The 26,033-nt window shown below is 70.2% G+C and carries 26 protein-coding genes, 1 tRNA gene and 1 pseudogene; 13 read left to right on the top strand and 15 right to left on the bottom strand.

The annotated features are described in order from the left end of the window. Window positions 1-142: 142 nt before the first annotated feature. Window positions 143-820 carry a TetR family transcriptional regulator gene (locus ACIBKX_RS03630; protein ID WP_363270834.1) on the bottom strand — a complete coding sequence of 226 codons (678 nt, stop codon included), beginning with the start codon at window positions 818-820 and terminating at the stop codon, window positions 143-145. Window positions 821-996: 176 nt separating this feature from the next. On the opposite strand from ACIBKX_RS03630, the pseudogene ACIBKX_RS03625 reads away from it, so the two are divergent. Together ACIBKX_RS03625 and ACIBKX_RS03620 are read left to right on the top strand one after the other, a co-directional pair. Continuing rightward, window positions 997-2,635, top strand: a pseudogene (locus ACIBKX_RS03625) (MFS transporter); the annotation flags it as partial. 175 nt (window positions 2,636-2,810) lie between these two features. Then, a complete protein-coding gene (locus tag ACIBKX_RS03620) occupies window positions 2,811-3,185 on the top strand; it encodes a peptidase inhibitor family I36 protein (RefSeq protein ID WP_363270835.1) in 375 nt (124 codons plus the stop codon). 12 nt (window positions 3,186-3,197) lie between these two features. Here the strand turns inward: ACIBKX_RS03620 and ACIBKX_RS03615 are convergent, their stop codons facing one another. Beyond that, on the bottom strand, window positions 3,198-4,118 hold the full coding sequence (locus tag ACIBKX_RS03615) for a potassium channel family protein (protein ID WP_363270625.1): 921 nt from the start codon (window positions 4,116-4,118) through the stop codon (window positions 3,198-3,200). A gap of 187 nt (window positions 4,119-4,305) precedes the next feature. Then, complete coding sequence (gene aceE / locus ACIBKX_RS03610) at window positions 4,306-7,038, bottom strand: pyruvate dehydrogenase (acetyl-transferring), homodimeric type (RefSeq protein ID WP_363270626.1); 2,733 nt, start codon at window positions 7,036-7,038, stop codon at window positions 4,306-4,308. A gap of 397 nt (window positions 7,039-7,435) precedes the next feature. Between aceE and ACIBKX_RS03605 the strand changes: the two genes are divergently transcribed. The 6 genes from ACIBKX_RS03605 to ACIBKX_RS03580 all read left to right on the top strand — a co-directional run bounded on the left by ACIBKX_RS03605 (window position 7,436) and on the right by ACIBKX_RS03580 (window position 12,101). Beyond that, window positions 7,436-7,867: a DUF3052 domain-containing protein gene (locus ACIBKX_RS03605; RefSeq protein WP_363270627.1), complete on the top strand. Its 432-nt coding sequence runs from the start codon at window positions 7,436-7,438 to the stop codon at window positions 7,865-7,867. Between the two features lie 227 nt (window positions 7,868-8,094). Continuing rightward, the gene (locus tag ACIBKX_RS03600; RefSeq protein WP_363270628.1) at window positions 8,095-8,562 is read left to right on the top strand and encodes a peroxiredoxin; all 468 of its coding nucleotides are present in this window, start codon (window positions 8,095-8,097) and stop codon (window positions 8,560-8,562) included. Between the two features lie 156 nt (window positions 8,563-8,718). Further along, entirely contained in the window at window positions 8,719-9,294 is a 576-nt protein-coding gene (locus tag ACIBKX_RS03595; RefSeq protein WP_363270629.1) for a TerD family protein, read from the top strand. A 154-nt stretch (window positions 9,295-9,448) separates the two neighbouring features. Further along, window positions 9,449-10,024, top strand: a complete 576-nt coding sequence (locus tag ACIBKX_RS03590) for a TerD family protein (RefSeq protein WP_363270836.1) — start codon at window positions 9,449-9,451, stop codon at window positions 10,022-10,024. 64 nt (window positions 10,025-10,088) lie between these two features. Next, entirely contained in the window at window positions 10,089-11,234 is a 1,146-nt protein-coding gene (locus ACIBKX_RS03585) for a DUF475 domain-containing protein (protein ID WP_363270630.1), read from the top strand. Between the two features lie 120 nt (window positions 11,235-11,354). After that, window positions 11,355-12,101, top strand: coding sequence for a Tellurium resistance (locus ACIBKX_RS03580; RefSeq protein WP_363270631.1), 747 nt, complete (start codon window positions 11,355-11,357; stop codon window positions 12,099-12,101). Window positions 12,102-12,151: 50 nt separating this feature from the next. On the opposite strand, the gene ACIBKX_RS03575 is transcribed toward ACIBKX_RS03580, so the two are convergent. After that, window positions 12,152-13,090: a TerD family protein gene (locus tag ACIBKX_RS03575; protein WP_363270632.1), complete on the bottom strand. Its 939-nt coding sequence runs from the start codon at window positions 13,088-13,090 to the stop codon at window positions 12,152-12,154. 182 nt (window positions 13,091-13,272) lie between these two features. Between ACIBKX_RS03575 and ACIBKX_RS03570 the strand changes: the two genes are divergently transcribed. The 3 genes from ACIBKX_RS03570 (at window position 13,273) to ACIBKX_RS03560 (ending at window position 17,881) form a co-directional block, all read left to right on the top strand. After that, entirely contained in the window at window positions 13,273-14,439 is a 1,167-nt protein-coding gene (locus ACIBKX_RS03570; protein ID WP_363270633.1) for an HpcH/HpaI aldolase/citrate lyase family protein, read from the top strand. Between the two features lie 89 nt (window positions 14,440-14,528). Beyond that, complete coding sequence (locus ACIBKX_RS03565) at window positions 14,529-17,042, top strand: phosphoribosyltransferase (protein WP_363270837.1); 2,514 nt, start codon at window positions 14,529-14,531, stop codon at window positions 17,040-17,042. Continuing rightward, window positions 17,039-17,881, top strand: coding sequence for an HAD family hydrolase (locus ACIBKX_RS03560; RefSeq protein WP_399375624.1), 843 nt, complete (start codon window positions 17,039-17,041; stop codon window positions 17,879-17,881). Before ACIBKX_RS03565 ends, ACIBKX_RS03560 begins: the two co-directional genes overlap by 4 nt. Before the next feature lie 45 nt (window positions 17,882-17,926). On the opposite strand, the gene ACIBKX_RS03555 is transcribed toward ACIBKX_RS03560, so the two are convergent. The 5 genes from ACIBKX_RS03555 to ACIBKX_RS03535 form a co-directional block, all read right to left on the bottom strand. Then, window positions 17,927-18,148, bottom strand: coding sequence for a zinc ribbon domain-containing protein (locus ACIBKX_RS03555; RefSeq protein ID WP_363270634.1), 222 nt, complete (start codon window positions 18,146-18,148; stop codon window positions 17,927-17,929). Between the two features lie 100 nt (window positions 18,149-18,248). Further along, window positions 18,249-19,217, bottom strand: a complete 969-nt coding sequence (locus ACIBKX_RS03550) for a sugar kinase (RefSeq protein WP_363270635.1) — start codon at window positions 19,215-19,217, stop codon at window positions 18,249-18,251. Continuing rightward, window positions 19,214-19,858, bottom strand: coding sequence for a bifunctional 4-hydroxy-2-oxoglutarate aldolase/2-dehydro-3-deoxy-phosphogluconate aldolase (locus ACIBKX_RS03545; RefSeq protein ID WP_363270636.1), 645 nt, complete (start codon window positions 19,856-19,858; stop codon window positions 19,214-19,216). Before ACIBKX_RS03545 ends, ACIBKX_RS03550 begins: the two co-directional genes overlap by 4 nt. A gap of 54 nt (window positions 19,859-19,912) precedes the next feature. After that, window positions 19,913-20,458: a DUF4383 domain-containing protein gene (locus tag ACIBKX_RS03540; protein WP_363270637.1), complete on the bottom strand. Its 546-nt coding sequence runs from the start codon at window positions 20,456-20,458 to the stop codon at window positions 19,913-19,915. Between the two features lie 123 nt (window positions 20,459-20,581). After that, a complete protein-coding gene (locus ACIBKX_RS03535; protein ID WP_363270638.1) occupies window positions 20,582-22,009 on the bottom strand; it encodes a hypothetical protein in 1,428 nt (475 codons plus the stop codon). Between the two features lie 167 nt (window positions 22,010-22,176). On the opposite strand from ACIBKX_RS03535, the gene ACIBKX_RS03530 reads away from it, so the two are divergent. Then, a tRNA-Val gene (locus tag ACIBKX_RS03530) sits at window positions 22,177-22,251 on the top strand. A gap of 273 nt (window positions 22,252-22,524) precedes the next feature. Continuing rightward, window positions 22,525-23,178, top strand: a complete 654-nt coding sequence (locus tag ACIBKX_RS03525) for a YceI family protein (protein ID WP_363270639.1) — start codon at window positions 22,525-22,527, stop codon at window positions 23,176-23,178. A gap of 7 nt (window positions 23,179-23,185) precedes the next feature. Here ACIBKX_RS03525 and ACIBKX_RS03520 read toward each other — a convergent pair whose 3' ends face one another. The 6 genes from ACIBKX_RS03520 to ACIBKX_RS03495 all read right to left on the bottom strand — a co-directional run bounded on the left by ACIBKX_RS03520 (window position 23,186) and on the right by ACIBKX_RS03495 (window position 25,992). Further along, on the bottom strand, window positions 23,186-23,692 hold the full coding sequence (locus ACIBKX_RS03520) for a carboxymuconolactone decarboxylase family protein (protein ID WP_363270640.1): 507 nt from the start codon (window positions 23,690-23,692) through the stop codon (window positions 23,186-23,188). A gap of 80 nt (window positions 23,693-23,772) precedes the next feature. Further along, window positions 23,773-24,150, bottom strand: a complete 378-nt coding sequence (locus tag ACIBKX_RS03515; RefSeq protein ID WP_363270641.1) for a peptidase inhibitor family I36 protein — start codon at window positions 24,148-24,150, stop codon at window positions 23,773-23,775. A gap of 69 nt (window positions 24,151-24,219) precedes the next feature. Further along, window positions 24,220-24,744 carry a hypothetical protein gene (locus ACIBKX_RS03510; RefSeq protein WP_363270642.1) on the bottom strand — a complete coding sequence of 175 codons (525 nt, stop codon included), beginning with the start codon at window positions 24,742-24,744 and terminating at the stop codon, window positions 24,220-24,222. Between the two features lie 5 nt (window positions 24,745-24,749). Beyond that, the gene (locus tag ACIBKX_RS03505) at window positions 24,750-25,127 is read right to left on the bottom strand and encodes a hypothetical protein (RefSeq protein ID WP_363270643.1); all 378 of its coding nucleotides are present in this window, start codon (window positions 25,125-25,127) and stop codon (window positions 24,750-24,752) included. A gap of 141 nt (window positions 25,128-25,268) precedes the next feature. Next, window positions 25,269-25,568 (bottom strand): hypothetical protein, encoded by a 300-nt coding sequence (locus ACIBKX_RS03500; protein WP_363270644.1) that lies wholly within the window; start codon window positions 25,566-25,568, stop codon window positions 25,269-25,271. A 43-nt stretch (window positions 25,569-25,611) separates the two neighbouring features. Next, complete coding sequence (locus tag ACIBKX_RS03495) at window positions 25,612-25,992, bottom strand: hypothetical protein (protein ID WP_363270645.1); 381 nt, start codon at window positions 25,990-25,992, stop codon at window positions 25,612-25,614. Between the last annotated feature and the right edge of the window lie 41 nt (window positions 25,993-26,033).

Here is a 26,033-nt window from a genome sequence, read left to right as displayed (position 1 = left end):
GGTAATTGAGGCAAAGCGGGCGTGCGCCGCGCCACTTCATCACGCTGTGTGCGTGGCGCGTAAGCGCAGCGCATCCGGGGCGCACGGTCACTCGCTGTGCGGTCATGTGTTACTCAACGTACCGATCCGGTACGGAAGTTGATCAGTTGCCCGCACTCGTGTGCGGTGCGCGCGGCTGCTCCGTGCGCCAGTTCCCCGCCAGCGCGGGCCCCAGGTGGTCGAGATAGGACGCGGTGATCGCACGGATCGACTCCACGCTGGTGTCCTCGCCCGCTCCCCACATCTGACCGGTGACCCGCATCACCCCGCTGAACGCGGCCACCGCCACGCGCGGTCGGGGGTCCTCGTCGATGTCGAGCCCCTCGCGCTCGGCGATCAGATGCGCGATCTCCTCCTCCATCTCGATGGAGCGGCGCAGATACGTGGCCAGCAGGGAGGGTGTGGACTCGATCATCCGGTAGGTGCGCATGTGGAGTTCGACCGGGACGACCTCTTCGATGGACCGGCCCAGCGCGTCCCAGGCCCCGAGGACGGCCTCGCGCAGCGCGGTCAACGGCGCCTCGTCGGCGGGTCGTTCGCGCAGCACCTCCACGAATCGCCGCTCCACCATCTCCTGTACGGCGAAGGCGGTCTCCTGCTTGCTGGTGAAGTACCGGAAGAACGTGCGCTGGGAGACGTCGACGGCCTCGGCGATCTCGTCGACGGTCGTCTCGTCGTACCCCTTGGTCGTGAACAGCTCGAGGGCGGCTCGCAGGAGCGCGTCACGCGTGCGCTGCTTCTTGCGCTCGCGAAGGCCGGGCCTCGCGGGCTCTTCGCGCACCGCTTCGGGCGCCTCGGCCTGCGGTTCCGCCGAGGCCGGCACCCGCTGCTCGGTCCTCACGCCGTGGTCCTCTTCCTGCCTGTCCGACCCGCTCACCCTACCTGTGAGCCACGTGACAGTTACCGACTTGTGAATTGGTTTGTCAACTGTCAGCGGCTGACATTAGCCTCGCGCCCATGACTAGTCAGACCACCGTCGACAAGGCGGACAAGGCGCCGGAGCCGCCGTCCGCTCCGGCCGCGACCAAAGGGCTGCGCGGCCACCCATGGCTGACGCTCTTCTCCGTCGCGATCGGCGTGATGATGGTCGCCCTGGACGGCACCATCGTGGCCATCGCCAACCCGGCCATCCAGAAGGACCTCGGCGCCTCGCTCGCGGACGTCCAGTGGATAACCAACGGCTACCTCCTCGCGCTGGCCGTCGCGCTCATCACCGCGGGCAAGCTGGGCGACCGCTTCGGCCACCGGCAGACCTTCCTCATCGGCGTCGTGGGCTTCGCCCTCGCCTCCGGTGCCATCGGCGTCTCCGGCAGCGTCTCCCTGGTGATCGCCTTCCGGGTGCTCCAGGGCCTCTTCGGCGCGCTGTTGATGCCGGCCGCGCTGGGCCTGCTGCGGGCCACGTTCCCCGCCGAGAAGCTGAACATGGCGATCGGCATCTGGGGCATGGTCATCGGCGCCTCCACCGCCGGAGGCCCGATCCTCGGCGGTGTGCTGGTCGAGCACGTCAGCTGGCAGTCGGTGTTCTTCATCAACGTGCCGGTCGGCGTCGTCGCCCTCGTCCTCGGCCTGGTGATCCTCAAGGACCACCGCGCGGAGAACGCGCCGAGGTCCTTCGACATCCCCGGCATCATCCTGCTCTCGGGCGCGATGTTCTCCCTGATCTGGGCACTGATCAAGGCCGGTGACGCCTGGGGCTGGGGCAGCGGCAAGACCTGGGCGTTCCTGGGCGCGGCCGTCGTCCTCTTCGCGGTCTTCGCCGTGTGGGAGACGAAGGTCAAGGAACCGCTCATTCCGCTGGGCCTGTTCCGCTCCGTGCCGCTCTCCGCGGGCACGGTCCTCATGGTGCTCATGGCCTTCGCCTTCATGGGCGGCCTGTTCTTCGTCACGTTCTACCTGCAGAACGTGCACGGCATGAGCCCGGTCGACAGCGGCCTGCACCTGCTGCCGCTGACGGCCATGATGATCGTCTCGTCGCCGATCGCCGGCGCGCTGATCACCAAGTTCGGGCCGCGGGTCCCGCTGGTGGGCGGCATGGTGCTGACGGCCGTCTCGATGTTCGGCATGACGACCATGACCACGGAGACCGGCACCTGGTCGATGTCGCTGTGGTTCGCCCTCCTCGGCCTCGGCCTGGCCCCGGTCATGGTCGGCGCCACCGAGGTCATCGTGGGCAACGCGCCGCTGGAGCTCTCCGGCGTCGCGGGCGGTCTCCAGCAGGCCGGCATGCAGGTCGGCGGCAGCCTCGGTACGGCCGTCCTCGGCGCCGTCATGTCCAACAAGGTCAACTCCGACCTCGCGGGCGAGTGGCAGGGCGCGGGCCTGCCGGACGCGCCCCCGCCGGGCCTCGACAAGGCGGCAGCCATCGGCGCCGTGCCGGATCAGGTGGCCAAGGCCCCGGGCGTCAACGAAGGCGTCCTCGCCAAGATCACGGACGTCGTCCACGCCACCTTCATGTCCGGCATGGGCCTGGCCTTCACCGTCGCCGGTGTCGTCTCGGTCATCGCGGCCCTGGTCGCCCTCCTGACCAAGAGGGGCGCCAACGCCGAGGCGGGCGCCGGAGCGGCACACATCTAGGGCGCACTGCGGCACGCGTTCAGCGCCTGCGTCGAGCGGGCAGCCGCCCGGCGTCCACGCATCAGGGAAAGCCCCTCAGGGTCGTACTGGGGGGCTTTCGCCTATCAGGGTGACGTACATCCGTACCCCTTCCGACGGAGCGAGCGAGTGGGTCACAGTTCTGACAAGTGATCGACACGACACGGGAGTTGAATCAGATGCGTACGACGCTGCCCTCGACCGTCACCGCCGCCGCGCTCGCCGCGGTGATCCTTACCCCCGCACATGCGGGAGCGGCAACACCACCAACGCTCGCCGGCTGCGGTCCAGGTGAGCTCTGCCTATGGGAGAAGGCGGACTTCCGGGGTGCCCGGCAGGTGTATGACCTGTCCGGGATCGACATCGAGAGCTGTGTAGCGCTGCCGGAGGGGGGCAGCGCTGAAGCCCTCGCCAATCGCACCGGCCGACCGGTCACCACATACCAATCGGCGGAGTGCGCCGAGACCGGCGAGTTCGACACGTATCCGGGCGGCGGCACCTGGACGCCCGAATCGCCTTATCGCGTACGGGCCTTCAAGGTCTGGGAGAACTGACCGGGGCGCGCGTCACCGAGGGGGCTCGGCGCCCGCGACCCCTTCGACCACCCCGGGCCGAGGCACCCGTTGCGGCGCCGCACCCGCCGCGGTGAAGGACCCGGCACCCGGCACGTCCGAACCCCCGGCACCCGGCACGTCCGAACCCCCGGCACCCGGTACGCCCGAACCCCCGGCACCCGGCACGCCCGAACCCCCAGCCGCCGTCAACGTCGTCACCTGTGCCCGCAGCGCCTGCACCTCCGCCGTCAGGGCCTCGATCGCGGCCGTCTGGCGTCGCTCCTCGACATCGTCCCGGTCGAAACGAGCGATGAACCAGGCCGCGATGTTGGCGGTGACGACACCGAGGAGCGCGATGCCCGACAGCATCAGGCCGACCGCGAGCATCCGCCCGAGTCCCGTCGTGGGCGCGTGATCCCCGTAGCCGACGGTGGTCATCGTGGTGAAGGACCACCACACCGCGTCCCCAAGGGTCTTGATGTTGCCGTCCGGCGACTCCCGCTCCACCGACAGAACGGCCAGTGAACCGAACATGAGGAGGCCCACCACGGCACCCGCGACATACGTCGTCAGTTGAATCTGCGACGCCATCCGGGCCCGTCGCCCGACCAGCAGCAGAGTCGAGACGAGCCGCAGCAACCGCAGCGGCTGCAGCATGGGGAGGAGGACAGCGCACAGGTCCAGCCAGTGCGAGCGGACGAACTGCTTGCGGTGGTCGGTGAGATAGAGGCGGACGAGATAGTCGGCGGCGAACGAGCCCCAGACGATCCACTCCACCACCGCGCAGGTTTCCGACACGGCCTTGCTCGCGTCGGGCAGCACGATGGGCACGGCGTAGGCGACGGCGAAGGCCACCGCGAGCGCGAGGAGGGGACGCTGGGTGCGTCGCTCCCAGCGGAGTTGTGCCGTCGGCTGCTTCTGGGACGCGTTCATTCGGGCATCGTAGAAAACGCCGAGGGGCGACGGACCCCGCGGCCCGCCGCCCCTCACCCAAGGCGTGTGCTGGCTAGACATGTACTACGCGCACATCCCGCACATCGTCCATGCGTCGCTCTTACGCGTCTATACGCATCTCCTACGCCTCTATGCGTCGTTCCGACGCGTCGCCCATGCGTCGTTCCTACGCGTCGCCTCCGGCGGCACCCGGATCGGCGGCCGTGACGTCGAGCAGCTGGTAGCGGTCGATCGCCTGCTTCAGCACCGAGCGGTCGAGCTTGCCCTCGCGGGCCAGTTCGGTCAGCACGGCGACCACGATCGACTGCGCGTCGATGTGGAAGAAGCGACGGGCGGCGCCGCGGGTGTCGGCGAAGCCGAAGCCGTCCGCGCCGAGCGACTGATAGGTGCCGGGCACCCAGCGCGAGATCTGGTCGGGGACGCTCCGCATCCAGTCGGAGACGGCCACGAACGGGCCTTCGGCGCCGGAGAGCTTCTGCGTCACGAACGGCGTGCGCTGGTCCTCCTCGGGGTGCAGGAGGTTGTGGCGCTCCACCTCGACGGCCTCGCGGCGCAGTTCGTTCCAGGAGGTCGCCGACCAGACGTCCGCCTTGACGTTCCACTCCGAGGCGAGGATCTGCTGGGCCTCGACCGCCCACGGCACCGCGACACCGGAGGCGAGGATCTGCGCCGGGATGGCGCCCTGCTCGCCCGCCTTGAAGCGGTAGATGCCCTTGAGGATGCCGTCGACGTCCACGTCGGCGGGCTCGGCCGGGTGCTGGATCGGCTCGTTGTAGACGGTGAGGTAGTAGAAGACGTCCTCGCTGTCGGGGCCGTACATCCGGCGCAGGCCGTCCTTGACGATGTGCGCGATCTCGTAGCCGAAGGCCGGGTCGTAGGCGACACAGCCGGGGTTGGTCGAGGCGAGCAGCTGGGAGTGGCCGTCCGCGTGCTGGAGGCCCTCGCCGGTCAGGGTCGTGCGGCCGGCGGTGGCGCCCAGGACGAAGCCGCGGGCCAGCTGGTCGGCCATCTGCCAGAACTGGTCGCCGGTGCGCTGGAAACCGAACATCGAGTAGAAGACGTACACCGGGATCAGCGGTTCGCCGTGGGTGGCGTAGGCCGAGCCTGCGGCGATGAGGGAGGCCGTGCAGCCCGCCTCGGAGATGCCGTCGTGCAGCATCTGCCCGGTCGGGGACTCCTTGTAGGCGAGCAGCAGTTCACGGTCGACCGCCTCGTACTGCTGGCCGAGCGGGTTGTAGATCTTCGCGCTCGGGAAGAAGGCGTCCATGCCGAAGGTGCGGTACTCGTCGGGGGCGATCAGCACGAAACGCTTGCCGATCTCCTTGTCCCGCATGAGGTCCTTCAGGATGCGGACGAACGCCATGGTGGTGGCGATAGACTGCTGGCCCGAGCCCTTCTTCGCGGGTGCGTACGTCTTTTCCGCGGGGAGCTGCAGGGGCTTCGCGCGCACGACGCGGGTCGGGACATAGCCGCCGAGGCCCTGCCGGCGGTCGTGCATGTACTGGATCTCTTCCGAGTCGCGGCCCGGGTGGTAGTACGGCGGGGCGCCGTCCTCCAGCTGCTGGTCCGTGATCGGGATGTGCAGCCGGTCGCGGAAGCCCTTGAGGTCGTCGACCGTCAGCTTCTTCATCTGGTGGGTGGCGTTGCGGCCCTCGAAGTTCGGGCCGAGCGTCCAGCCCTTGACCGTCTGCGCCAGGATGACGGTCGGCTGGCCCTTGTGGGCCTTGGCCGCCGCGTAGGCCGCGTAGACCTTCTTGTGGTCGTGACCGCCGCGGCCCAGGTGCAGGATCTGCTCGTCGGTCATGTTCTCGACCATGGCGCGCAGCCGGTGGTCGCCGCCGAAGAAGTGGTCGCGGATGTATGCGCCGGTCTCCGTCGCATAGGTCTGGAACTGGCCGTCGGGCGTGGTGTTCAGCTTGTTGACCAGGATGCCGTCGCGGTCCTGGGCGAGCAGCGGGTCCCAGCTGCGGTCCCAGACCAGCTTGATGACGTTCCAGCCGGCGCCGCGGAACTGGGACTCCAGCTCCTGGATGATCTTGCCGTTGCCGCGCACCGGGCCGTCGAGGCGCTGGAGGTTGCAGTTGACGACGAAGGTCAGGTTGTCCAGGCCCTCGCGGGCGGCGATGGAGAGCTGGCCCAGCGACTCGGGCTCGTCCATCTCGCCGTCGCCGAGGTAGGCCCAGACGTGCGACTTGGAGGTGTCGGCGATGCCGCGCGCCTCCATGTAGCGGTTCATCCGCGCCTGGAAGATCGCGCCGAGCGGGCCGAGGCCCATGGAGACGGTGGGGAACTCCCAGAAGTCCGGCATGAGGCGCGGGTGCGGATACGAGGACAGGCCGTAGGGGGCCTTCGACTTCTCCTGGCGGAAGGCGTCGAGCTGCTGCTCGGAGAGCCGGTCGAGGAGGAATGCGCGGGCGTAGATGCCGGGGGAGGCGTGCCCCTGGAAGAAGATCTGGTCGCCGCCGTCGCCCTCGTCCTTGCCGCGGAAGAAGTGGTTGAAGCCCACGTCGTAGAGCGAGGCCGAGGAGGCGAAGGTGGCGATGTGACCGCCGACCCCGATGCCGGGGCGCTGGGCGCGGGAGACCATCACCGCGGCGTTCCAGCGGGTCGCGTTCAGGACCTTGCGCTCGATCTCCTCGTTGCCGGGGAAGAAGGGCTCGTCCTTGGTGGCGATCGTGTTGACGTAGTCCGTGCTCCGCATCTCGGGCACGGCGACGCGCTTCTCGCGCGCGCGTTCGATCAGCCGGAGCATCAGGTAGCGGGCCCGCTCACGGCCGCGTTCGTCCACCGCGGCATCGAGGGAGTCGAGCCACTCCTGGGTCTCTTCGGGATCGAAGTCCGGGACCTGACTCGGCAGGCCGCCAATGATGATCGGGTTGCGATCGGATCCGGAAGCCACGCTGTTCCTTCGCTGTTGGGGCTTTCGCCTGGGTTCTGCCTGGCTGTGAGACGTTCCCCATCGTGTACCGCGTGGGCCGAATCGTCATCTCTACCGAGAGGTAACGGAGAGGTCCGCCCGGCGGCCCTGGGGTAGGCTCGACCAAATCGCAACGATACGCCCATCCTGCCTAGCCGTTTCGTAAGACCGTTCGCCGGGGAAACCAGCGAAACGCGAGCGGAGAAGGATCTGGTGGGTGGGTCTTGAGTTGCGGCGACACGGCCGGGAACGTCACCGTTTCAGCGGTCTTGACGGCCGGGTACTTGCGCGATCCGTTCCGCCCGTGTGGACTACGGCCAACGCCCCGCGCACGCGCGTGGCTGAAGGCATACCCAAAAACATGATCAGGAGGCAATCCGTGAGCGCGACCGCGGACCACGCGGAGACGAACCTTGCCGTAAGGCTTGGTTTCCAGCCCGACCAGGTGGTCCAGGAGATCGGCTACGACGACGACGTCGACCAGGAGCTCCGTGAGGCCATCGAGCAGGCCATCGGCTCCGAACTCGTCGACGAGGACTACGACGACGTGGCTGACGCCGTGGTGCTCTGGTTCCGTGAGGACGACGGGGACCTGACTGATGCGCTGGTGGACGCCATCGCGTACATGGAGGAAGGCGGCTCGATCCTGCTGCTGACCCCGAAGACCGGTCGGGACGGTTACGTCGAGCCGAGCGAGATCGGCGAGGCCTCCACCACGGCGGGCCTGTCCCAGACCAAGAGCATCAACGCCGGCAAGGACTGGAACGGCAGTCGCCTGAGCACGCCCAAGGGGGCGGCGAAGAAGCGCTAGCCGCGCGCGAGAGCCGCGACCCCGGCAGAGCCGCTGTGAGGCCCTCGCCGACGGACATCCGTCGGCGAGGGCCTCACGCGCGCTCAAACGCCCCAGAAGGTCCGGCACACCCCCAGAAGGCCCCGCGGGAGGAGTCGAGTGCCCAAAGTGGGGTAGATCGGCGGACGTAGGGTGGGTGTCACCCGAACGGCCCCACCCGAGGGGCCCCGTCGAAGGGATGCATATTCATGGCGCTCGCTGGACTCGCGATCGGCACCAAGGCCCCGGACTTCGAGCTGAAGGACAACCACGGCCGGACCGTGAAGCTCTCGGACTTCCGCGGCGAGAAGAACGTGGTGCTGCTCTTCTACCCCTTCGCGTTCACCGGCGTCTGCACCGGCGAGCTCTGCGCGCTCCGTGACGAGCTGCCGAAGTTCGTCAACGACGACACCCAGCTGCTCGCCGTCTCCAACGACTCCATCCACACCCTGCGCGTCTTCGCCGAGCAGGAGGGCCTCGAGTACCCGCTCGTCTCGGACTTCTGGCCGCACGGCGAGGTCTCGCGGGCGTACGAGGTCTTCGACGAGGAGAAGGGCTGCGCGGTGCGCGGCACCTTCATCATCGACAAGGAGGGCGTGGTGCGCTGGACGGTCGTCAACGCGCTGCCGGACGCCCGCGATCTCGACGAGTACGTCAGGGCGCTCGCTTCCCTGTGATTCCGCGGGCCCTGAGTTTCCTCAGGGGTGACACCCTGTGATTCTTCAGGTGCAGAGCCTGTGGCGGCCGGGAACCGGTCACTAGGATCCACTCGTTGATCCGATGGCAAAGCACGACTGGGGCTCCCCGCCCCTGGACATCTATTGGGAGGACTTGTGGGAGTCAGCCTCAGCAAGGGCGGCAACGTATCGCTGAGCAAGGAGGCCCCCGGCCTGACCGCGGTTCTGGTCGGCCTGGGCTGGGACGTCCGCACCACGACGGGTACGGACTTCGACCTCGACGCCAGCGCGATCCTGACCAACGCCGAGGGCAAGGTCAGCAGCGACGGCAACTTCGTGTTCTTCAACAACCTGAAGAGCCCGGACGGCTCCGTCGAGCACACCGGTGACAACACCACCGGTGAGGGCGAGGGCGACGACGAGGCGATCAAGGTCGACCTGGCCGCCGTCCCGGCCGACGTGGACAAGATCGTCTTCCCGGTCTCGATCTACGAGGCGGAGTCCCGCCAGCAGTCGTTCGGCCAGGTCCGCAACGCGTTCATCCGCGTCGTGAACCAGGCGGGCGGCGCGGAGATCGCGCGGTACGACCTCTCCGAGGACGCCTCGACGGAGACGGCGATGGTCTTCGGCGAGCTGTACCGCAACGGCGCCGAGTGGAAGTTCCGTGCCGTCGGCCAGGGTTACGCCTCGGGTCTGCGCGGCATCGCGCAGGACTTCGGCGTCAACGTCTGAGCCGAGCACGCCCTTCGTACCGTCGTCCGGCGCCGCACCTCATGAGTGCGGCGCCGGACGTGCTCGACATCGCTTGCACACCTTGCTCGACTCCCGCTCCCGCACCAGGGGAGCCCGGGAACTCTTGCTCTCGAACCACGGGGAGGACCACATCATGGGCGTCACGCTCGCCAAGGGAGGCAATGTCTCCCTCTCCAAGGCCGCACCAAACCTCACACAGGTCCTGGTCGGCCTCGGCTGGGACGCGCGCTCCACCACCGGCGCACCCTTCGACCTCGATGCCAGCGCCCTGATGTGCAACTCGGGCCGGGTCCTCGGCGACGAGTGGTTCGTCTTCTACAACAACCTGAAGAGCCCGGACGGCTCGGTCGAGCACACCGGCGACAACCTCACGGGTGAGGGTGACGGGGACGACGAGTCGCTCCTGATCGACCTCTCCAAGGTCCCGGCCAACTGCGACAAGATCGTCTTTCCGGTCTCGATCCATGACGCCGACAACCGGGGGCAGACCTTCGGTCAGGTCAGCAACGCGTTCATTCGCGTGGTCAACCAGGCCGACCTCCAGGAGCTCGCGCGGTACGACCTGTCGGAGGACGCCTCCACGGAGACGGCGATGATCTTCGGCGAGGTGTACCGCTACGGCGGCGAATGGAAGTTCCGCGCCGTTGGACAGGGGTACGCGTCCGGGCTGCGGGGCATCGCTCTAGACTTCGGGGTCAATGTTTCGTAAAGCCGGGGACCGGCGCGGGGGAGACCGCTACACGGGAGCCCGTACACACACGATTGGGTAGCCAGTGCTTCTGAAAACCTTCGGCTGGTCGTTCGCGGTTACCGCGCTCGGCCTGGTCGCGGCGGTGTTCTACGGGGGGTGGACGGGATTCGGGATCGTGGCGATCCTGTCGATCCTCGAGATCTCGCTGTCCTTCGACAACGCGGTGGTCAACGCCGGGATCCTGAAGAAGATGAATGCCTTCTGGCAGAAGATCTTCCTCACCATCGGTGTGCTGATCGCCGTCTTCGGCATGCGGCTTGTGTTCCCCGTCGCGATCGTGGCCATCAGCGCCAAGATCGGTCCGATCGAGGCTGTGCGGCTCGCGCTCAACGACAAGGACCAGTACCAGCAGCTGGTCACCGACGCGCACCCGTCGATCGCCGCCTTCGGTGGCATGTTCCTGTTGATGATCTTCCTCGACTTCGTCTTCGAGGACCGTGACATCAAATGGCTCGGCTGGCTCGAGCGTCCGCTCGCCAAGCTCGGCAAGATCGACATGCTGTCGGCCTGTGTCGCGCTCATCGTGCTCATGATCTCCGCGATGACCGTCGCCACCCACGCCCACCAGCACGGCGGCGCGCACGTCGACAAGGCGGAGACCGTGCTGCTCTCCGGCGTAGCCGGACTCATCACGTATCTCATCGTGGGCGGTCTCTCCAGCTTCTTCGAGAACAAGATCGAGGAAGAGGAGGAGCGTGAGCACGAGGAGGAGGAAGAGGCCAAGCGGACCGGCAAGAAGGTTCCTGCGGTCGTCCTGGCCGGCAAGGCCGCCTTCTTCATGTTCCTCTACCTCGAGGTCCTGGACGCGTCGTTCTCCTTCGACGGCGTCATCGGCGCCTTCGCGGTCACTAACGACATCGTCCTGATGGCGCTCGGCCTCGGCATCGGCGCGATGTACGTCCGGTCGCTCACGGTCTACCTGGTCCGCCAGGGCACCCTCGACGACTACGTCTACCTGGAGCACGGCGCGCACTACGCGATCGGCGCCCTCGCCGCGCTCCTCCTCATCACCATCCAGTACGAGATCCCCGAGGTCATCACGGGCTCGATCGGCGTCATCCTGATCGCCTGGTCCTTCTGGTCCTCCGTGCGCCGCAACCGCGCGCTGGCGGCGGCCGAGGGAGAAGGCAGCTCGGACGAGAAGGCCGAGGTCTCGTCCGGCGTCTGACGTTCCGACCTCCGGGGTGTGACCGGGGGCGTAGTGAGGAACGCTTCAGCGGGGCGGTCTTCGAGGTGGACTCCTCGAGGGCCGCCCCGCCCGTATACGCACGCGACTTTGGGGGCGGCAATGTCCTTCTGGGACGGTTTATGGCGTGGGCGCTCGATGGACTTCGAGTCGGGCAGTGCCGCGACCAACGCCATCGAACTCACCAAACGGCATCCGACGGTCTCGCTCAGCAAACAGGGCGCGGCCACCGGCAATCTGCGGGTCAATCTCTCCTGGCGGATGCGTACGTCCGACATCATCGGCAAGCAGCGGCCGGGCGGCGGACTGCTGCGGCATCCCTTCAAGATGTTCCAGCCCGACGTGGTGCAGGCGCACACCCAGGGCGTGGTCAACGTGGACCTGGACATCGGCTGCCTGTACGAGATGACGGACGGCGCCAAGGGCGTCGTACAGCCGCTCGGCAGCTTCTTCGGGAGCCTCAACGCCCCGCCGTACGTGAAGCTCAGCGGCGACGACCGGTTCGGTTCGCCGTCCGGCGAGACGATCTATGTGAACCTCGACCACCGCGAGTCGATCAAGCGGCTGCTGTTCTTCGCGTACATCTACGACCAGACGCCCGCCTTCGACCGCACGCAGGCCAAGGTCACGCTCTACCCCAGCAACGGCCCGCGGATCGAGATCGACCTGGACGAGCGCCAGCCGCAGGCCCGGTCGTGCGCCGTGGCGTCGCTGGAGAACGTCAAGGGCGAGCTGGTCGTACGCCGCGAGGTGAAGTTCGTGTACGGCTTCCAGGCGGAGCTGGACCGGCTGTACGGCTGGGGGCTCCAGTGGGGCCGGGGCTACAAGGCGAAGGCGGGCGGCAGCTGAGTGCCGCCGTGCGGGGCAGCCCCCGCCGGGTCGGCGCCGGAGCCCCGGGCTCAGCGCGCCAGGAACTGCGGCCCCTGCGGGGGCAGCCGGAAGTTCGGGTCGGGCATCGGGGCGACCGGCTGCGGATAGCCGTACGAGGGCTGCGTGACCGGTGCGGGCTGGGCGGCGGGCGCCGGCTGCGGATAGCCGTACGAAGGCTGTGGCACGGGCCGGTTCGTGGGCTCCGGCGGGTAGCCGTACGAGGGCTGGGGCGCCGGTGCGGGGAAGGGCTGCGGGACCGGGGCCGTGGGCGCCGCGGACGAGGGGAAGGGCTGCGGCTGGGCCGGCGGCAGCGGCTGGGACACCTGGCTCTGGCCGCCCGGGGCATGGGCCTGGGCATGGGCCTGCGCCTGCCCCGTGGACGCCTGCGGAAGCGACGCCTCCGGGGTCGGCTCGGGCACGGCCTCCGACTCGTCCACGGAGATCCCGAAGTCGCTGGCGAGGCCCTCCAGGCCGTTCAGATAGCCCTCGCCCAGGGCGCGGAACTTCCAGGCGTCGCCGCGCCGGTAGAGCTCGCCGCAGATCAGAGCCGTCTCGGCGCCCGTCTGCGGGGTGATGTCGAAATACGCGAGCGGTTCGCCCTCGGTGACCGCGGCGTCGTACAGCAGGATCCGCAGCGCGCGTACGCGCTCGAAGGGGACGTCCTCGGCCGACGCGACGAGCAGGACCCGGCTCACCGCGGGGTCCATGCCCCCCAGGTCCGTCTGGATGGTGTCGGTCAGGCCCTCGGCGACCCGCTTCTTGCCGAGCCGCCAGACCTTGCCCGAGGGATGGCGCGGCTGGTTGTAGAAGACGAAGTCCTCGTCGGACCGCACGCGGCCCTCGGCGCCGAGCAGGAGCGCCGACGCGTCGACGTCGGGGACACCCTGTCCCGGGGTCCAGCGCAGCACGGCGCGGACGGCCGTGGCCTCGAGCGGGACGTTCGACCCCTTCAACATCGCGTGCGTCATGCGGTCATCCTGCCTTCCCGGTCGCGGACGGGACAACGCGGGGGTGACGGTGTGTGGTCTCTGTGTCTGACATGGCCGGGTTACCTGGATTTCATGCCCATGGGGAACCCTTGACACCCGTCCCTACGTACTATTACCGGCCACATCACGTCGGGCCGCGCCGACGAGTACAGGGGAAATTCATGCGTCATTTCGGGCAAATCGCCCCAGAGGTGCGACAGCGCCTCTTCCATCGGGAGCCGTGCGACTTCACCGCCGACTCCTCTCCCCGCCTGCTGGCAGCGGCGCTCGGCGCCACGCTGTACAGCCCGGCCACGCGCCCCCGGCTCGCCGACGACATCCTCAAGCAGGCCGGGCGTGGCGTGATCTCGATGGTGCTCTGCCTCGAGGACTCGATCGACGACGCGGAAGTCGTCGGGGCCGAGGAGAACCTGGTCAGACAGTTCGCGGAGCTGGCCGCCCGCGAGGACGCCAGACCGCCGCTGCTCTTCATCAGGGTCCGTACGCCGGAACAGATAGCCGACCTGACGCACCGCCTCGGCGCCCACATCGGGCTGCTCTCCGGATTCGTGCTCCCCAAGTTCACCGAGGAGCGCGGCGTCCCCTTCCTGGAGTCGCTCTCCGCGGCCGAGGCGGCGAGTGGGCGGCGGCTCTTCGCCATGCCCGTCCTCGAATCGCCCGAGCTGCTGCACCTGGAGAGCCGCTCCGAGACCCTCGCCGGGATCGCCCGCACCGTCGACAAGTACCGGGAACGGGTGCTCGCGCTGCGTCTCGGTGTCACCGACTTCTGCTCCGCGTACGGCCTGCGCAGGCCCCCGCACATGACGGCGTACGACGTCCACATCGTCGCCTCGGTCATCGCCGACGTGGTGAACCACCTGGGCCGGGCCGACGGCACGGGCTTCACCGTGACCGGGCCGGTGTGGGAGTACTTCCGCGTCCAGGAGAGGATGTTCAAGCCGCAGCTGCGCCGCAGCCCGTTCCTGGAGGGGCGGGCCGAGGAGCTGCGGCAGGCGCTCATCGAGCACGACATCGACGGGCTGCTCCGCGAGATCGAGCTGGACCGGGCCAACGGCCTGCTCGGCAAGACCTGCATCCACCCCTCGCACGTGCTGCCCGTGCACGCGCTCTCGGTCGTCAGCCACGAGGAGTTCAGCGACGCCGAGGACATCCTGCGCCCCGAGCGGGGCGGCGGCGGGGTGATGCGCTCGGCGTACACGAACAAGATGAACGAGGTGAAGCCGCACCGCGCGTGGGCCGAGCGGACCCTGCAGCGCGCCGAGGTCTTCGGTGTCGCGCGGGAGGACATCGGCTTCGTGGAGCTGCTCACCGCCGGGATCGCGGGTTGACCGCGGGGCGCCGGCATTCCCGGGTCGAAGGTTTCGGAGGCAAGGACTGTGCGAGGACTGTGAACGACGACGTGGTGACGGACGGCGACGTGGTGACGGGCGACGAGGCGGTGACGGACGACGACGCGGTGTGGTCGGGGACATGGGTCGCCGAGCGGCTCGGCGTGGAGCTCGTCGGCGACGCGAGCCTGAGCGGACTGCTCGGCCTCGCCCTGCGCCGCAACCCGAAGCGGGCGCATCTCCTGGTGTCGAACGTCCTCGGCAAGCACGTGCCGCAGAGCCCGTCCGTCGTGTACGCCGCCGGGCACGACCTCGGCATCCGGGTGCGCGCGCTGCTCGGCGACGCTCAGGCCCGGCGCTCGGTCGTCCTCGGGTACGCGGAGACGGCCACGGGCCTCGGCCACAGCGTCGCGGACGGCATCGGCCTCGCGCCGTATCTGCACTCCACGCGCCGCCCGGTCGACGGGGTGCGCCAGGCGGGCGGCTTCGAGGAGTCCCACTCGCACGCGACCTCGCACCTGCTGCTGCCCGCCGACCCCGAACTCCTCGCAGGGGACGGCCCGTTGGTCCTGGTGGACGACGAGTTCTCCACGGGCAACACGGTCCTCAACACGATCCGTGCCCTGCACGAAAGCTATCCGCGCGACCGGTACGTCATCGTGGCGCTCGTCGACATGCGCTCGCCCGAGGACCAGGGCCGCCTGGCCGCCTTCGCCGAGGAGATCGGCGCACGCGTCGACCTGATCGCCATGGCGTCCGGCACGGTACGGCTGCCGGACGGCGTCCTGGAGAAGGGCCAGGCGCTGGTCGCGGAGCACGAGACGGCGACCGCCCTGCCGACCCCGCGCCGCGAGCACGGCACGGTCACCCGCGTCGCGCTCGACTGGCCGGCCGGGGTCCCGGACGGCGGCCGCCACGGGTTCACGCCCGAGCACCGCGCGGCGCTCGACGACGCGCTGCCGGAGATGGCGGACCGGCTCGCGCAGGCGCTTCCTCCGCGCAAGCCCGGCGCCCGTATCCGCCCCCGCATCCTCGTCCTCGGCTTCGAAGAGCTGATGTACGCCCCGCTGGCCCTCGGCGTAGCCCTGGAGGAGCGGCTCTGTGGCGCTGCCGACATCCGCTACTCCACCACCACCCGCTCACCCGTCCTCGCCGTCGACGACCCCGGCTACGCCATCCGCAGCCGCCTCGTCTTCCCCGCGCACGACGCGCCGGCCGACGGACCCGGCGACCGGTACGCGTACAACGTCGCGGGCGGCGGCTTCGACGCGATCGTCGCCGTCGTCGACTCCGTGGGCGACACCCCCCAACTGCACGCCCTCGACGGCCTGTTGGCGCAGCTCGCGGCCCACACCCCGCAGGTGCTGCTCGCGGTCGTCCCCTCGTACGTTCCTGAGCATGCCCCTGAGCGCGTTCCTGAGTACGTCCCCGAAAGGCCCTCCATGCTGCCCGACCCCCTCCGCGGCCCCGACTTCTCCTCGTACGCGCCCGAAGACGTCGGCTGGCTGCTCCAGGACCTCTCGGACGTGACGCTGGAGGCGCCCACCGAGGAGCGCGAGGAGGCGATACAGAGCGGTGGCGCGCACTACGCCGAATCGCTGCCCGTCGAGTACCAGCCGAGCCCGCAGTACCAGGAGCTGTTCCGGGCCGCGCTCGACACCTCCGCCGCCCGGATCGCGCAGGCCGTCGGCACGGTCACCGAGACGGTCCTCGCCGAGCGGTCACCGCGCCCCGTCCTCGTCTCCCTCGCCCGCGCGGGCACGCCCGTCGGCGTCCTGATGCGCCGCTGGGCGCAGCACCGGCACGGGCTCGACCTGCCGCACTACGCCGTGTCGATCGTGCGCGGCCGCGGCATCGACGCCAACGCCCTGCGCTGGCTCGCCGCCCACCACGACCCGGCCGACGTGGTGTTCGTCGACGGCTGGACCGGGAAGGGCGCGATCACCCGCGAACTGGCCGATGCGGTACGGGAGTTCGAGGAGGCCGGTGGTCCCGCCGGGTTCAGCCCGGAGATCGCCGTGCTCGCCGACCCCGGTTCCTGCGTGCGCACCTACGGCACCCGCGAGGACTTCCTCATCCCCTCGGCCTGCCTCAACTCGACCGTGTCCGGCCTGATATCGCGCACCGTGCTCCGCGCCGACCTGGTCGGCCCCGACGACTTCCACGGCGCGAAGTTCTACCGCGAACTGGCCGAAGGTGATGTCTCCCTCGACTTCATCGCGTCCGTCGCCGCCCGCTTCGACGAGGTGGCCGACGCCGTCGACGCCCAGGTCAAGGAGGTGCTCTCGGCGGACCGGGCGCCGACCTGGGAGGGCTGGGCGGCCGTCGAGCGGATCAGCGAGGAGTACGGCATCCACGACGTGAACCTGGTGAAGCCGGGCGTCGGCGAGACGACGCGCGTGCTGCTGCGCCGCGTCCCCTGGAAGATCCTCGCGCGCACCGGCGCGGGCGCCGACCTCGACCACGTACGCCTCCTCGCCGAGCAGCGCGGCGTACCGGTCGAGGAAGTGCCCGAACTCCCCTACACCTGCGTCGGACTGATCCACCCTCAGTTCACCCGCGGCGCCACCGGCACGGACGGCAAGGCGGTGGCGGCCAAGTGAACACGCCCAGCGCGCCCCGCACGGTGCTTGTCGCCAGCGACCTCGACCGCACCCTCATCTACTCCGCCGCCGCGCTCGGCCTGACCATGCCCGACGCCGACGCGCCGCGCCTGCTCTGCGTCGAGGTCTACGAGAGCAAGCCCCTTTCGTACGTCACCGAGGCCGCCGCCGGTCTGCTCGACGAGGTCGGCCGCGGCACGGTCTTCGTGCCGACGACCACGCGTACGCGCGAACAGTACGGCCGCATCCATCTGCCGGGCCCCGCACCGAAGTTCGCGATCTGCGCCAATGGCGGGCACCTGCTCGTCGACGGCGTCTCGGACCCCGAGTGGCGCGCGGACGTCGACCGGCGCATCGCCGCCGAGTGCGCCCCGCTCGACGAGGTGCGCGCACACATGGTGGGCGCCGCCGCCCCGGCCTGGCTCCTGAAGGAGCGGGTGGCCGAGGAGCTGTTCGCGTATCTGGTCGTCGAGCGTTCCCTGCTGCCCGATGGCTGGGTCAAGGAGCTCGCCGAATGGGCGGACACCCGCGGCTGGACGGTCTCCCTCCAGGGCCGCAAGATCTACGCCGTGCCGAAGCCGCTCACCAAGAGCGCGGCGGTGCGCGAGGTGGCCCGCCGGATCGGCGCCGACGAGATCCTCGCCGCCGGGGACTCGCTCCTCGACGCGGACCTGCTCCTGGCCGCCGACCGCTCGTGGCGCCCCGGCCACGGGGAGCTGGCCGACACGGGGTGGACCGCACCGGGCCTCACCGTGCTGCCGGAGCGCGGGGTCGCGGCGGGGGAGGAGATTCTGCGGGGATTCCTCAAGGCGTCACAGCAAGGGGGCGCGTCGAGGTAGGGCAGGGCGTCGAGCTGGGGCGGGGCGTCGAGGCGGAGCCCGGGGTCAGCCGCAGCAACCCCCGCCGCAGCAGCCGCCCCCGCCACCGCCGCCTCCCGCGCTCGGTCCCGGCGCGGCGCTCGTCCCGCCCACCGCCACCGCCGAGAGCAGCTTGACGGTGTCCTCGTGCCCGGCGGGGCAGGCGGCGGGGTCCGAGGACTCGGCCATCGGACGGCTCAGTTCAAACGTGTCGCCGCAGGAACGGCAGCGGTATTCGTAGCGGGGCATGCGCACAGATTAACCAGCGGCCCCGCCACGACACCACGCCTGCGCCACGACACCAGCCTGCGCCCCGGCCGCCGCCGCTGCCTCCGCCCCCGCCGCCATGTCAGCGCACCACGGTCCCGGCCCCCGCCCCGAGCAGCCCCAGCTCCGCCCGCGTCGGCGCCCCTTCCCAGTCCCCGTGCGAGGCCACCGCGAAGGCGCCCGTCGTGACCGCCCGGTCGAGCCGCCCCGCGACGTCCTCGCCGTCGAGCAGCGCCGACAGATACCCGGACACGAACGCGTCCCCCGCGCCCACCGCGTCCACCGCCCGCACCGGACGCGCGGGAGCGTGCAGCTCGCCCCCGGCCGTGTACGCGGTGGCCCCGTCGGCGCCGAGCTTGACCACGACCTCGCCGACCCCCAGGCCGAGGAGCTGCTTGACCTGCGCACCGGTGCCGGGCGTCCCTTCCGGTACGCACAGCGGCAGTTCGTCGTCCGATGCGACGAGGACATCTACGTACGGAATCCAGGACCGCATGACCGTCGAGGCCTGCTCCGAACTCCACAGCCGGGAGCGGAAGTTGACGTCGAGGCAGACCGTCGTGCCGTGTTCACGGGCCAGTTCCAGGGCGCGGCGGCAGGCGTCCCGCGCGGACGGGCCGAGCGCCGGGGTGATGCCGGTCAGGTGCAGTACGCGCGGCGCGGGACCGGTGGCGAAGGCGGACTCCACGGCGGCCGGGGCGATGCGTGAACCGGCGGAGCCCGCACGGTAGTAGTGCACGCGGGTCACGTCCGGCAGCCGCGGCTCGAAGAGGATGAGCCCGGTGGGCGCGCCCGCGTCACGGCTCGCCGCGGTGACGTCGACGCCCTCCGCCCGCAGCGTGCGCAGCACCAGCTCGCCCGCCTCGTCGTCGCCGACCGCGCCGGCCCAGCGCACGGAGTGACCGAGCCGGGCGAGGCCGATCGCCACGTTCGACTCGGCGCCCGCGACGGACAGGTCCATCGAACCGCCCAGCTTCAGCGGGCCGTTGCCGCGCAGGGCGACCATGGTCTCCCCGATGGTCAGCACATCGAGCACGTCCGCCGCGCTCATCGGCGTACCCCCGCGACCGCCGTGAACTCCGCGGCCCGCTTGCGCAGCGCGCCCAGGTCGCCGCCGTCCGCCGCGTCGCCGATCAGCGGCGAGCCGACGCCCACCGCGACCGCGCCGAGCGCCAGATACTCCGCCGCGGCAGCCGCGTCCACGCCGCCCACCGGCACGAACGGCACGTCGGGGAAGGGCGCCCGCAGCGCCTTGAGGTACGCGGGGCCGCCCATGGCCGACGCGGGGAAGATCTTCAGGGCGGTCGCGCCCGCGACACCGGCCGCGATCACGTCGGTCGGCGTGAGCACCCCGGCGGCCACGGGAAGCCCGCGCCGCACCGCCTCGTCGACGCCGGCGCCGAGCCCCGGCGTCACGACGAGATTGGCGCCCGCGTCGGCGGCCCGCCGCGCGTCGTCGGCGGTGAGGACGGTGCCCGCGCCGAGCCAGGCGTCGTCGCCGAGCTCCGCGCGCGCCCGGCGGATGACGCCGAGCGCGTCGGTGCCGCTGAGGGACACCTCGACGAGCGGAACGCCCGATTCGACGAGGGCCATGACCGTGCGGAAGGAGGCCTCCGCGTCAGTGCCGCGGACGATGGCGACCAGGCGCCGGTCCCGCAGGGCGGTGCTGAAGGCTGTGGTGAGGTCCGACATGCCCTCAGGCTCGCACAGCCGTCGCGGCAGCCGTCCGCAGGGTGTCTTCGCTGGTCAGGTCCGGGGCTGTGCGTGCTCCGAGTGGCGTACCGCCTCGGGGTGGCGGGCCTTCCAGTACGGGTTGTCGTGCGGCAGTGCCGAGCCGACCCTGCCGTACATCCCGAAGAGCATCAGCAGGACGCCGACCACAAAGCTGAACAGCACGTTCTGGATCTCGAAGGCGAGGAAGTTGTAGTCGCTCTCCAGCAGGGCGAGGTTGACGAAGCCACTGAGGACGAACGCGACGCCGAGGACCATGTTGAGCGTCGACGCGAAGTTGCCGCCGATCACCATGCCGACGAAGAGGAGCAGTCCGACGCAGATCGACAGGACGCTGAGCGCGCCGTTGGTGTTCAGGCCCGCGACGGTGTCGCCCTCCGTGTCGAAGAACCCGACCTTGTCGATCAGGCCGAGGATGCCGAACGCGAGCAGGACGAGTCCCATGAGTCCCGCGCCGACGCGGTAGACGGTGCTGAGGCGGTGGTCGACCGGCAGGTGTTCGTTGAGCGTGACGTGCCGCCTGGGCCGCTTGGCCCCCGGATGAAGTACGTGCGTGGCCATGTCCGCCTCCTTGGTGCGCGGGGAGGCCGCTGGTTCGTACGCGTACGAAGCTCGGTACGGTGCTGCCGCGTACGTATCTCCAGGATCCGCCCTCAGCGGCCGGAGCGCCAACACCTCGCGAGGCTACGACGCCCCCTGCCCCCGCTCCTCCCGGATCTGCCCGACCACCCGCGCCACCGTCTGCCGCACGGCCTCGGTCTCGGTCAGGAAGTGCCAGTAGTCGGGATGGCGGCCCTCCAGCGAGGCCACCGCGCGGTCCAGGCGGGCGACGGACTCGTCCAGCGGGCGTGCGTGCCGCTGCTCCGGGGTGTGGCGCCCCGCCATGGCCAGGCGCTGGGCGTCGCGGATCGCGAAGCGGGTGCGCTCGATCTCCTGCTGCGGGTCCTTGGAGACCGCGTTGAGCCGCCGGAGGCGGTCACCGGCGGCGGAGACCGCCTCGTCCGTCGAGTTCAGCAGGGCGCGGACCGTGGAGAGCAGGGACGTGGCGTCCGGCCAGCGCTGCTCGTCGCGGGCGCGGCCTGCCTCCTTGAGCTTGGTCTCGGCCTGCCGGACGTTCTCCGCGGCCTGGTCCGGGACCCGCTGGAGATCCTGCCAGCAGGCCGCGGTGAAGCGGCGGCGCAGCTCGCTGAGGATGGGGTCGACCTGGCCGCTGCGGGTGGTGAGCGCCTGCGCGCGCGTACGGAGCGAGACGAGGCGGCGGTCTATCTCGGCGGCACGCTCGGGCAGCCGCTCGGCCTCGGCCCGCACCGCTTCGGCGTCCCGCAGCACACGGTCGGCGCGCTGCAGCGTCTCCGGTACGCCGTGCTGTCCCGCTCCCTGGTTGAGCTTGGTCAGTTCGGGGCCGAGGGCGGCCAGGCGGGCGGCGAGGTCGTCGGCCTTGAGCCCGGCGCCGCGCACCGCGTCGAGGGCGTTGCTCGCGGCGAGCAGGGTCTGGCGGGCCCGCTCGACGGCGGGGGCGAGCCGGGCGAGCTGGGTCTCCGCCTTGTCGAGCAGCGGCCCGAGCCCGTCCTTGAACCGGTCGAGGTCCTGCTTGGCCTGGCCCAGCGCGTCCTTGGCCTGCGTCAGCTCGGTCCGGGCGCGGGCGGCGACGGAGGACTCCAGGTCGTCCCGGTCGAGGTCGTGCGCGTCCACGGCGTTGATGTACTGGTGGCTGACCTCGTCGATCCGCCGTCCCATCGCCTCGAAGTCGGAGACGGCGCGCTGGGCCGCGGGCGAGGAGTCGACGGCGACGATGGTCTCGATCGAGATCCGCAGATCGCGCTGGGCGGTGTCCAGTTCATAGAAGGCCGCGGCCGCCGCGTCCTTGGCGGCCTGCGCGTCGGCCCGCATGGACTCGCCCCGGCCGCCGAACCACCGCCGGGTGCCGCCGCCGGCGAACGCGGCGGGCAGGGCGAGGGCGATCAGCGGGAGGGGCAGCAGGGCGAGCGCGAGGGCATCGCGGAGGGGGCTTCGGCGGTGAGGGGCGCCGGCCCTCGCCGCGTGCGCGGTCTTCGGCCTGTCGGACCTGCTCGACGTATCTGGCGTGTACGGCTGCGATGGTGTCGCCGTCACTATCCCTCTCCCGTGCTGTCATCCGCCTTGCCCGGTGTCACATTCTCCCACCGGTTAATGACGAACACACGGGCCGGTTAGTTCGCGCCGCACACCGTGACTTTGCCCTCCGCGCCGACGGGTTTGCGATCCACTCCCACCGGCAAGGTAGGCTGTCGAAACCTTCCGGGCGCGTAGCTCAGGGGTAGAGCGCCGCCCTTACAAGGCGGATGTCGGCGGTTCGAAACCGTCCGCGCCCACCAGGCAGGAAACCGGCAGACGCGAGTCTGCTCCGTGGCCCCCCAGTCGTGATCGACTGGGGGGCTTCTGCATGATCGCGATGATACTTCTGCATGACCGCGGCGATGACCGTGCGTGACGGCGGACCGCCCGACGGTGCATCCACAATTTGTTGATTCTGTGCAGCTTTGCCGTCGGCGCCATGGAAGCCGGACGAGGCCGCCCATCTCACCGGGGGTGCCGACGGGCGCCGTGATAACACTGAGTCACCATTCTCGAAGGAGTGTGCGACCCCCATGGGCATCTTCAGCCGTCGCCAGACCGCCACCATCGAGCCGATGCCGGCCGGCGGTCCCCGTACGCCCTTTCCGAAGGGCGAGACCTCTGGTGTCGCACTCGATCCGGCGCTGCGCGCGCTGGACGGGCAGTGGACCATCGACCGGCCGCACAGCCGCATCGGGTTCTCCGTGCGGCACGCGATGGTCACCACCGTCCGGGGCGCCTTCGCCGACTACGACAGCAAGCTGTACTTCGACGGGGAGCAGCCCTCGCGGTCGAGCGCCGAACTCGTCATCCGGATCGCCAGCGTCGACACCGGTGTGGAGCAGCGGGACGCGCACCTCATCGGCGCCGACTTCTTCGACGCGCGCCGCTACCCGGAGATGGCGTTCCGCAGCACCGCCACCGTCCATGAGGGCGGGGAGACGTTCCGCATGGCCGGCGATCTGACCATCCGTGACGTCACCCGCCCCGTCGAGCTGCAACTCGACTACCTGGGCTCGGTCCTCGACCCCTTCGGCTACGAGCGGGTCGGCTTCGACGGCACCACCACCATCGACCGCACCGACTGGGGACTGGTCTACAACCAGCGCCTCGCGGCGGGCGGCACGATGGTCAGCGAGAAGGTCCGCCTCCAGTTCGACATCTCGGCGGTGCGGGCCACCTCCTAGGCGCCGCTCACTTCCACGGGTCGGTGAACGCCCTGCCCGGCACCGGCTTGGCGACGAGTGCCAGCGGGACGAAGAAGTTGACCTGCCCGATGGCGGCGATCAGGGTGGCGAGGGCCTTGGGCTGGTAGTGCCCCGCCACCTCGGCGTACAGCTCGGCAGAGACCCGCTCGCCCTCCGCGGACGGCTTGAGCACCGCGTCCACGAGGGCGAGCGCGGCCCGCTCGGCGCCCGTGAAGTACGGCGAGTCCTGCCAGGACGCCACGGACGTGATCCGCTCCTCCGACACTCCGGCCGTACGCAGAAGTCCCGTGTGCAGAACGGTCAGATAGGTGCTGCCGACGATGTGGCCTGCCCGCAGATGGACGAGGCTGATCGTGCTGCGCGGCACCGAGCCGTTGCCGACGACCTTGAACAGCGCCGCCGACACCTCCGCCAGCTCCGGGACGAGCTCCGAGGGGTCGTCGGACATCCGCGGAGCCATCGGTACTTCAGTCGTGATCGAACGGGTTGTCATGACCGTCTCCTCAGGGCGTTGGAATTGCTTTCAATTCCCTGACGGAATACGGCGGAAGAGTGTGACGGCGAGCGGGATTCTCAGCACTCCATCTTCCAGGTGTGGGAGTCCCCGCTGTCGTTGGCCCAGCCGCTGGGGGTCGCGATCTCCTGGCCCGGACCCAGGCAGACCGTGCCGAAGCCGACCAGGCCCGGGTTCTCGTAGACCTGGACGTGGTCCTTGATGCCGGGGCCCGTGATGCCGTGGTTCGCCCAGGAGGAGTCCTGGTCCTGGATGGGGTCCTCCCAGTCGTGGTCGTCGCCCGACCAGTTGGTGCGCTGGCCGCCGAAGTTCTCGTCCGTCCAGGCGCAGAACTGGCCGCTCGGGCACGAGGCGGCCTGCGCCGCGGCGGACGTGGTCACGGCGGTGCCGATGGCCAGGAGCGTGGCGGCGAGCAGGGCCGTGGGCTTGCTGAACATAAGGGTGGTGCTCCTTCTCGGTTGGTGGTTTCGGTCAGGTTCCGGTCAGGACAGCTGTGCCGTTTTCGGTCAGGACAGCTGTGCCGTCGCGCGGCGCAGGGCCTGGGTCCGCAGCTGTTTCCAGTCGGCCAGTTCCGTACGGTGCCGGGCGCGGACCCAGTCGAGGCTGCGATGGCGGTGGGCCGCCTCCGGGCCGAGGTTGTTGACGACCGTCGAGACCTCGAACCAGCGGCGCTGGTCGCCGTAGAGCGTGCGCTGGGCCGAGGCCAGACAGCCGTCGGTGTGGGCGCGCACGGAGTAGCCGGTGGGCAGGGTGAGGGCGAGCTCCGTGCGGCCCGCCCCGAAGAGGGCGTCCGCGACGCGTCGGCTCTCCGCCCGCCCGGCCGCGGTCGCCGCCCGCGGCTGCCCGGCGCGCGGCGGAGTGAGGCCCTGCCGCTTCAGGCAGCGGTCGGTGAGCTGCTGCTGTGCCGCCTTGATGATGTCGCCGGGCGGCATCTCGGGACGGGCGGGACCGGGGGCGGGCGCGCAGCCGCCGATGAGCAACGCGCAGGCGACCAGGGCGAAAGAGAGGTGTGGGGTGCGGCTTTTCGGCATCAGGGTCAGCCCGGCTCACAGCCCATGGTCTCGTGGCTGACGCCGTCCAGTTTTCCGGCCCACGACCAGTCCTCGTCGTAGTCGTCCGTGCGGATCTCCCGGTAGACGCAGCTGCTGCCGGAGCCGTAACTGATGGCGTACACACTGCCGTTGTAGCGGGACTCGAAGGAGTGGGCGTTGCGCTGCGTCCCGTTCTCGGCCTCCGCGTAACCGGGCGGGCCGTAACACCAGGACTGGCCCATCATTCCGGGCTGGGTCCAGAAGCAGATCCGGCCCGGCGGGGTGGCGGCCGGCGCCGCGGACGGCTCCGCGACGGCCGCGGGCGCGACCGCGGTGAACAGGGCCGCGAAGGCGGCGGTGAGTGCGGCGGACGTGAGGCGCATACGGGTGGCTCCCGGGGGGTGGTCGATGCGTTGTGCATGACCTCAATCCCCGCCGTTTGCCCAGGTAAGCGCGGTGTCACACGGATAGGTGAGTTGTCGGACCGGTGGCTGTCGGCCGACAGCCGGAAGCCTCCGCGCGGCTCAGCGCGAGCCGGGGTGCGTCCTGCGGTACCTGCGGTCCCAGCGCTCCTGGCGTTCCTTGCGGATGCGGTAGTCGCGGTACGTCTTCGGGTAGCCACCGCCGCCCCCGCCGCCTCCCGCGCCTCCTCCACCGGCTCCGGAGCCTCCGCCCGAGCCGCTGCCGCCGCTGCTCTTCGAGCCCGCGCGGTCGTACTGCTGGAAGATGAAGAAGACAAGTGCCGCGGCGGCGAGCCACAGGAGTGGCTGGCTGAATCCCAGGCCGATCAGGGCGAGTACCAGGACGGCCAGCAGAGCGTTCATGGGGGCAGCACCTCCCTCGGGTAGAGGGAGTCAACGCCCGCCGTCACCCCGTGTCAATGGCTTTCCCAGGGCCGTCGGCGGCTTTCTCGGGGACGTGTTCGTGGACGTGTTTGAGGCGCGAGCGGGCCGCCACCGCGTCCGGCCCGGACACCTCGTCCCAGAAGCGGTGACAGGTGACGAATACCGCCAACTCCCGCTCCCGCTCGCGGAGTTTCTCCACCTCCGCCTGCTCGTCCGGGGTCCAGCCCGGGGACGCGGGGCGCTCCACCGGGCGCCAGCCGTGGTCGTCGCTGAAGCCGTCCAGGGGCGTCACCGACCAGGGGAGCCGCTTCAGCAGGGCCAAGAGTTCGGCCCGGACCTGGTGCAGCTCCTCCTGTCCGGCGAGGAGGTCGCTCGGGAAGTCGTACGCAGGGGTTGCAGACACGGCGTAATGCTACTCCTGTTCGATTTTCTGGGGCGAGCGAT

It is taken from the genome of Streptomyces sp. NPDC050658 (assembly GCF_044457025.1).
In the GTDB taxonomy this organism is placed as follows: Bacteria; Actinomycetota; Actinomycetes; order Streptomycetales; family Streptomycetaceae; genus Streptomyces.
The sequence above is the reverse complement of the archived record's forward strand: the minus strand, read 5'-3'. Positions and strand labels throughout refer to the sequence as shown.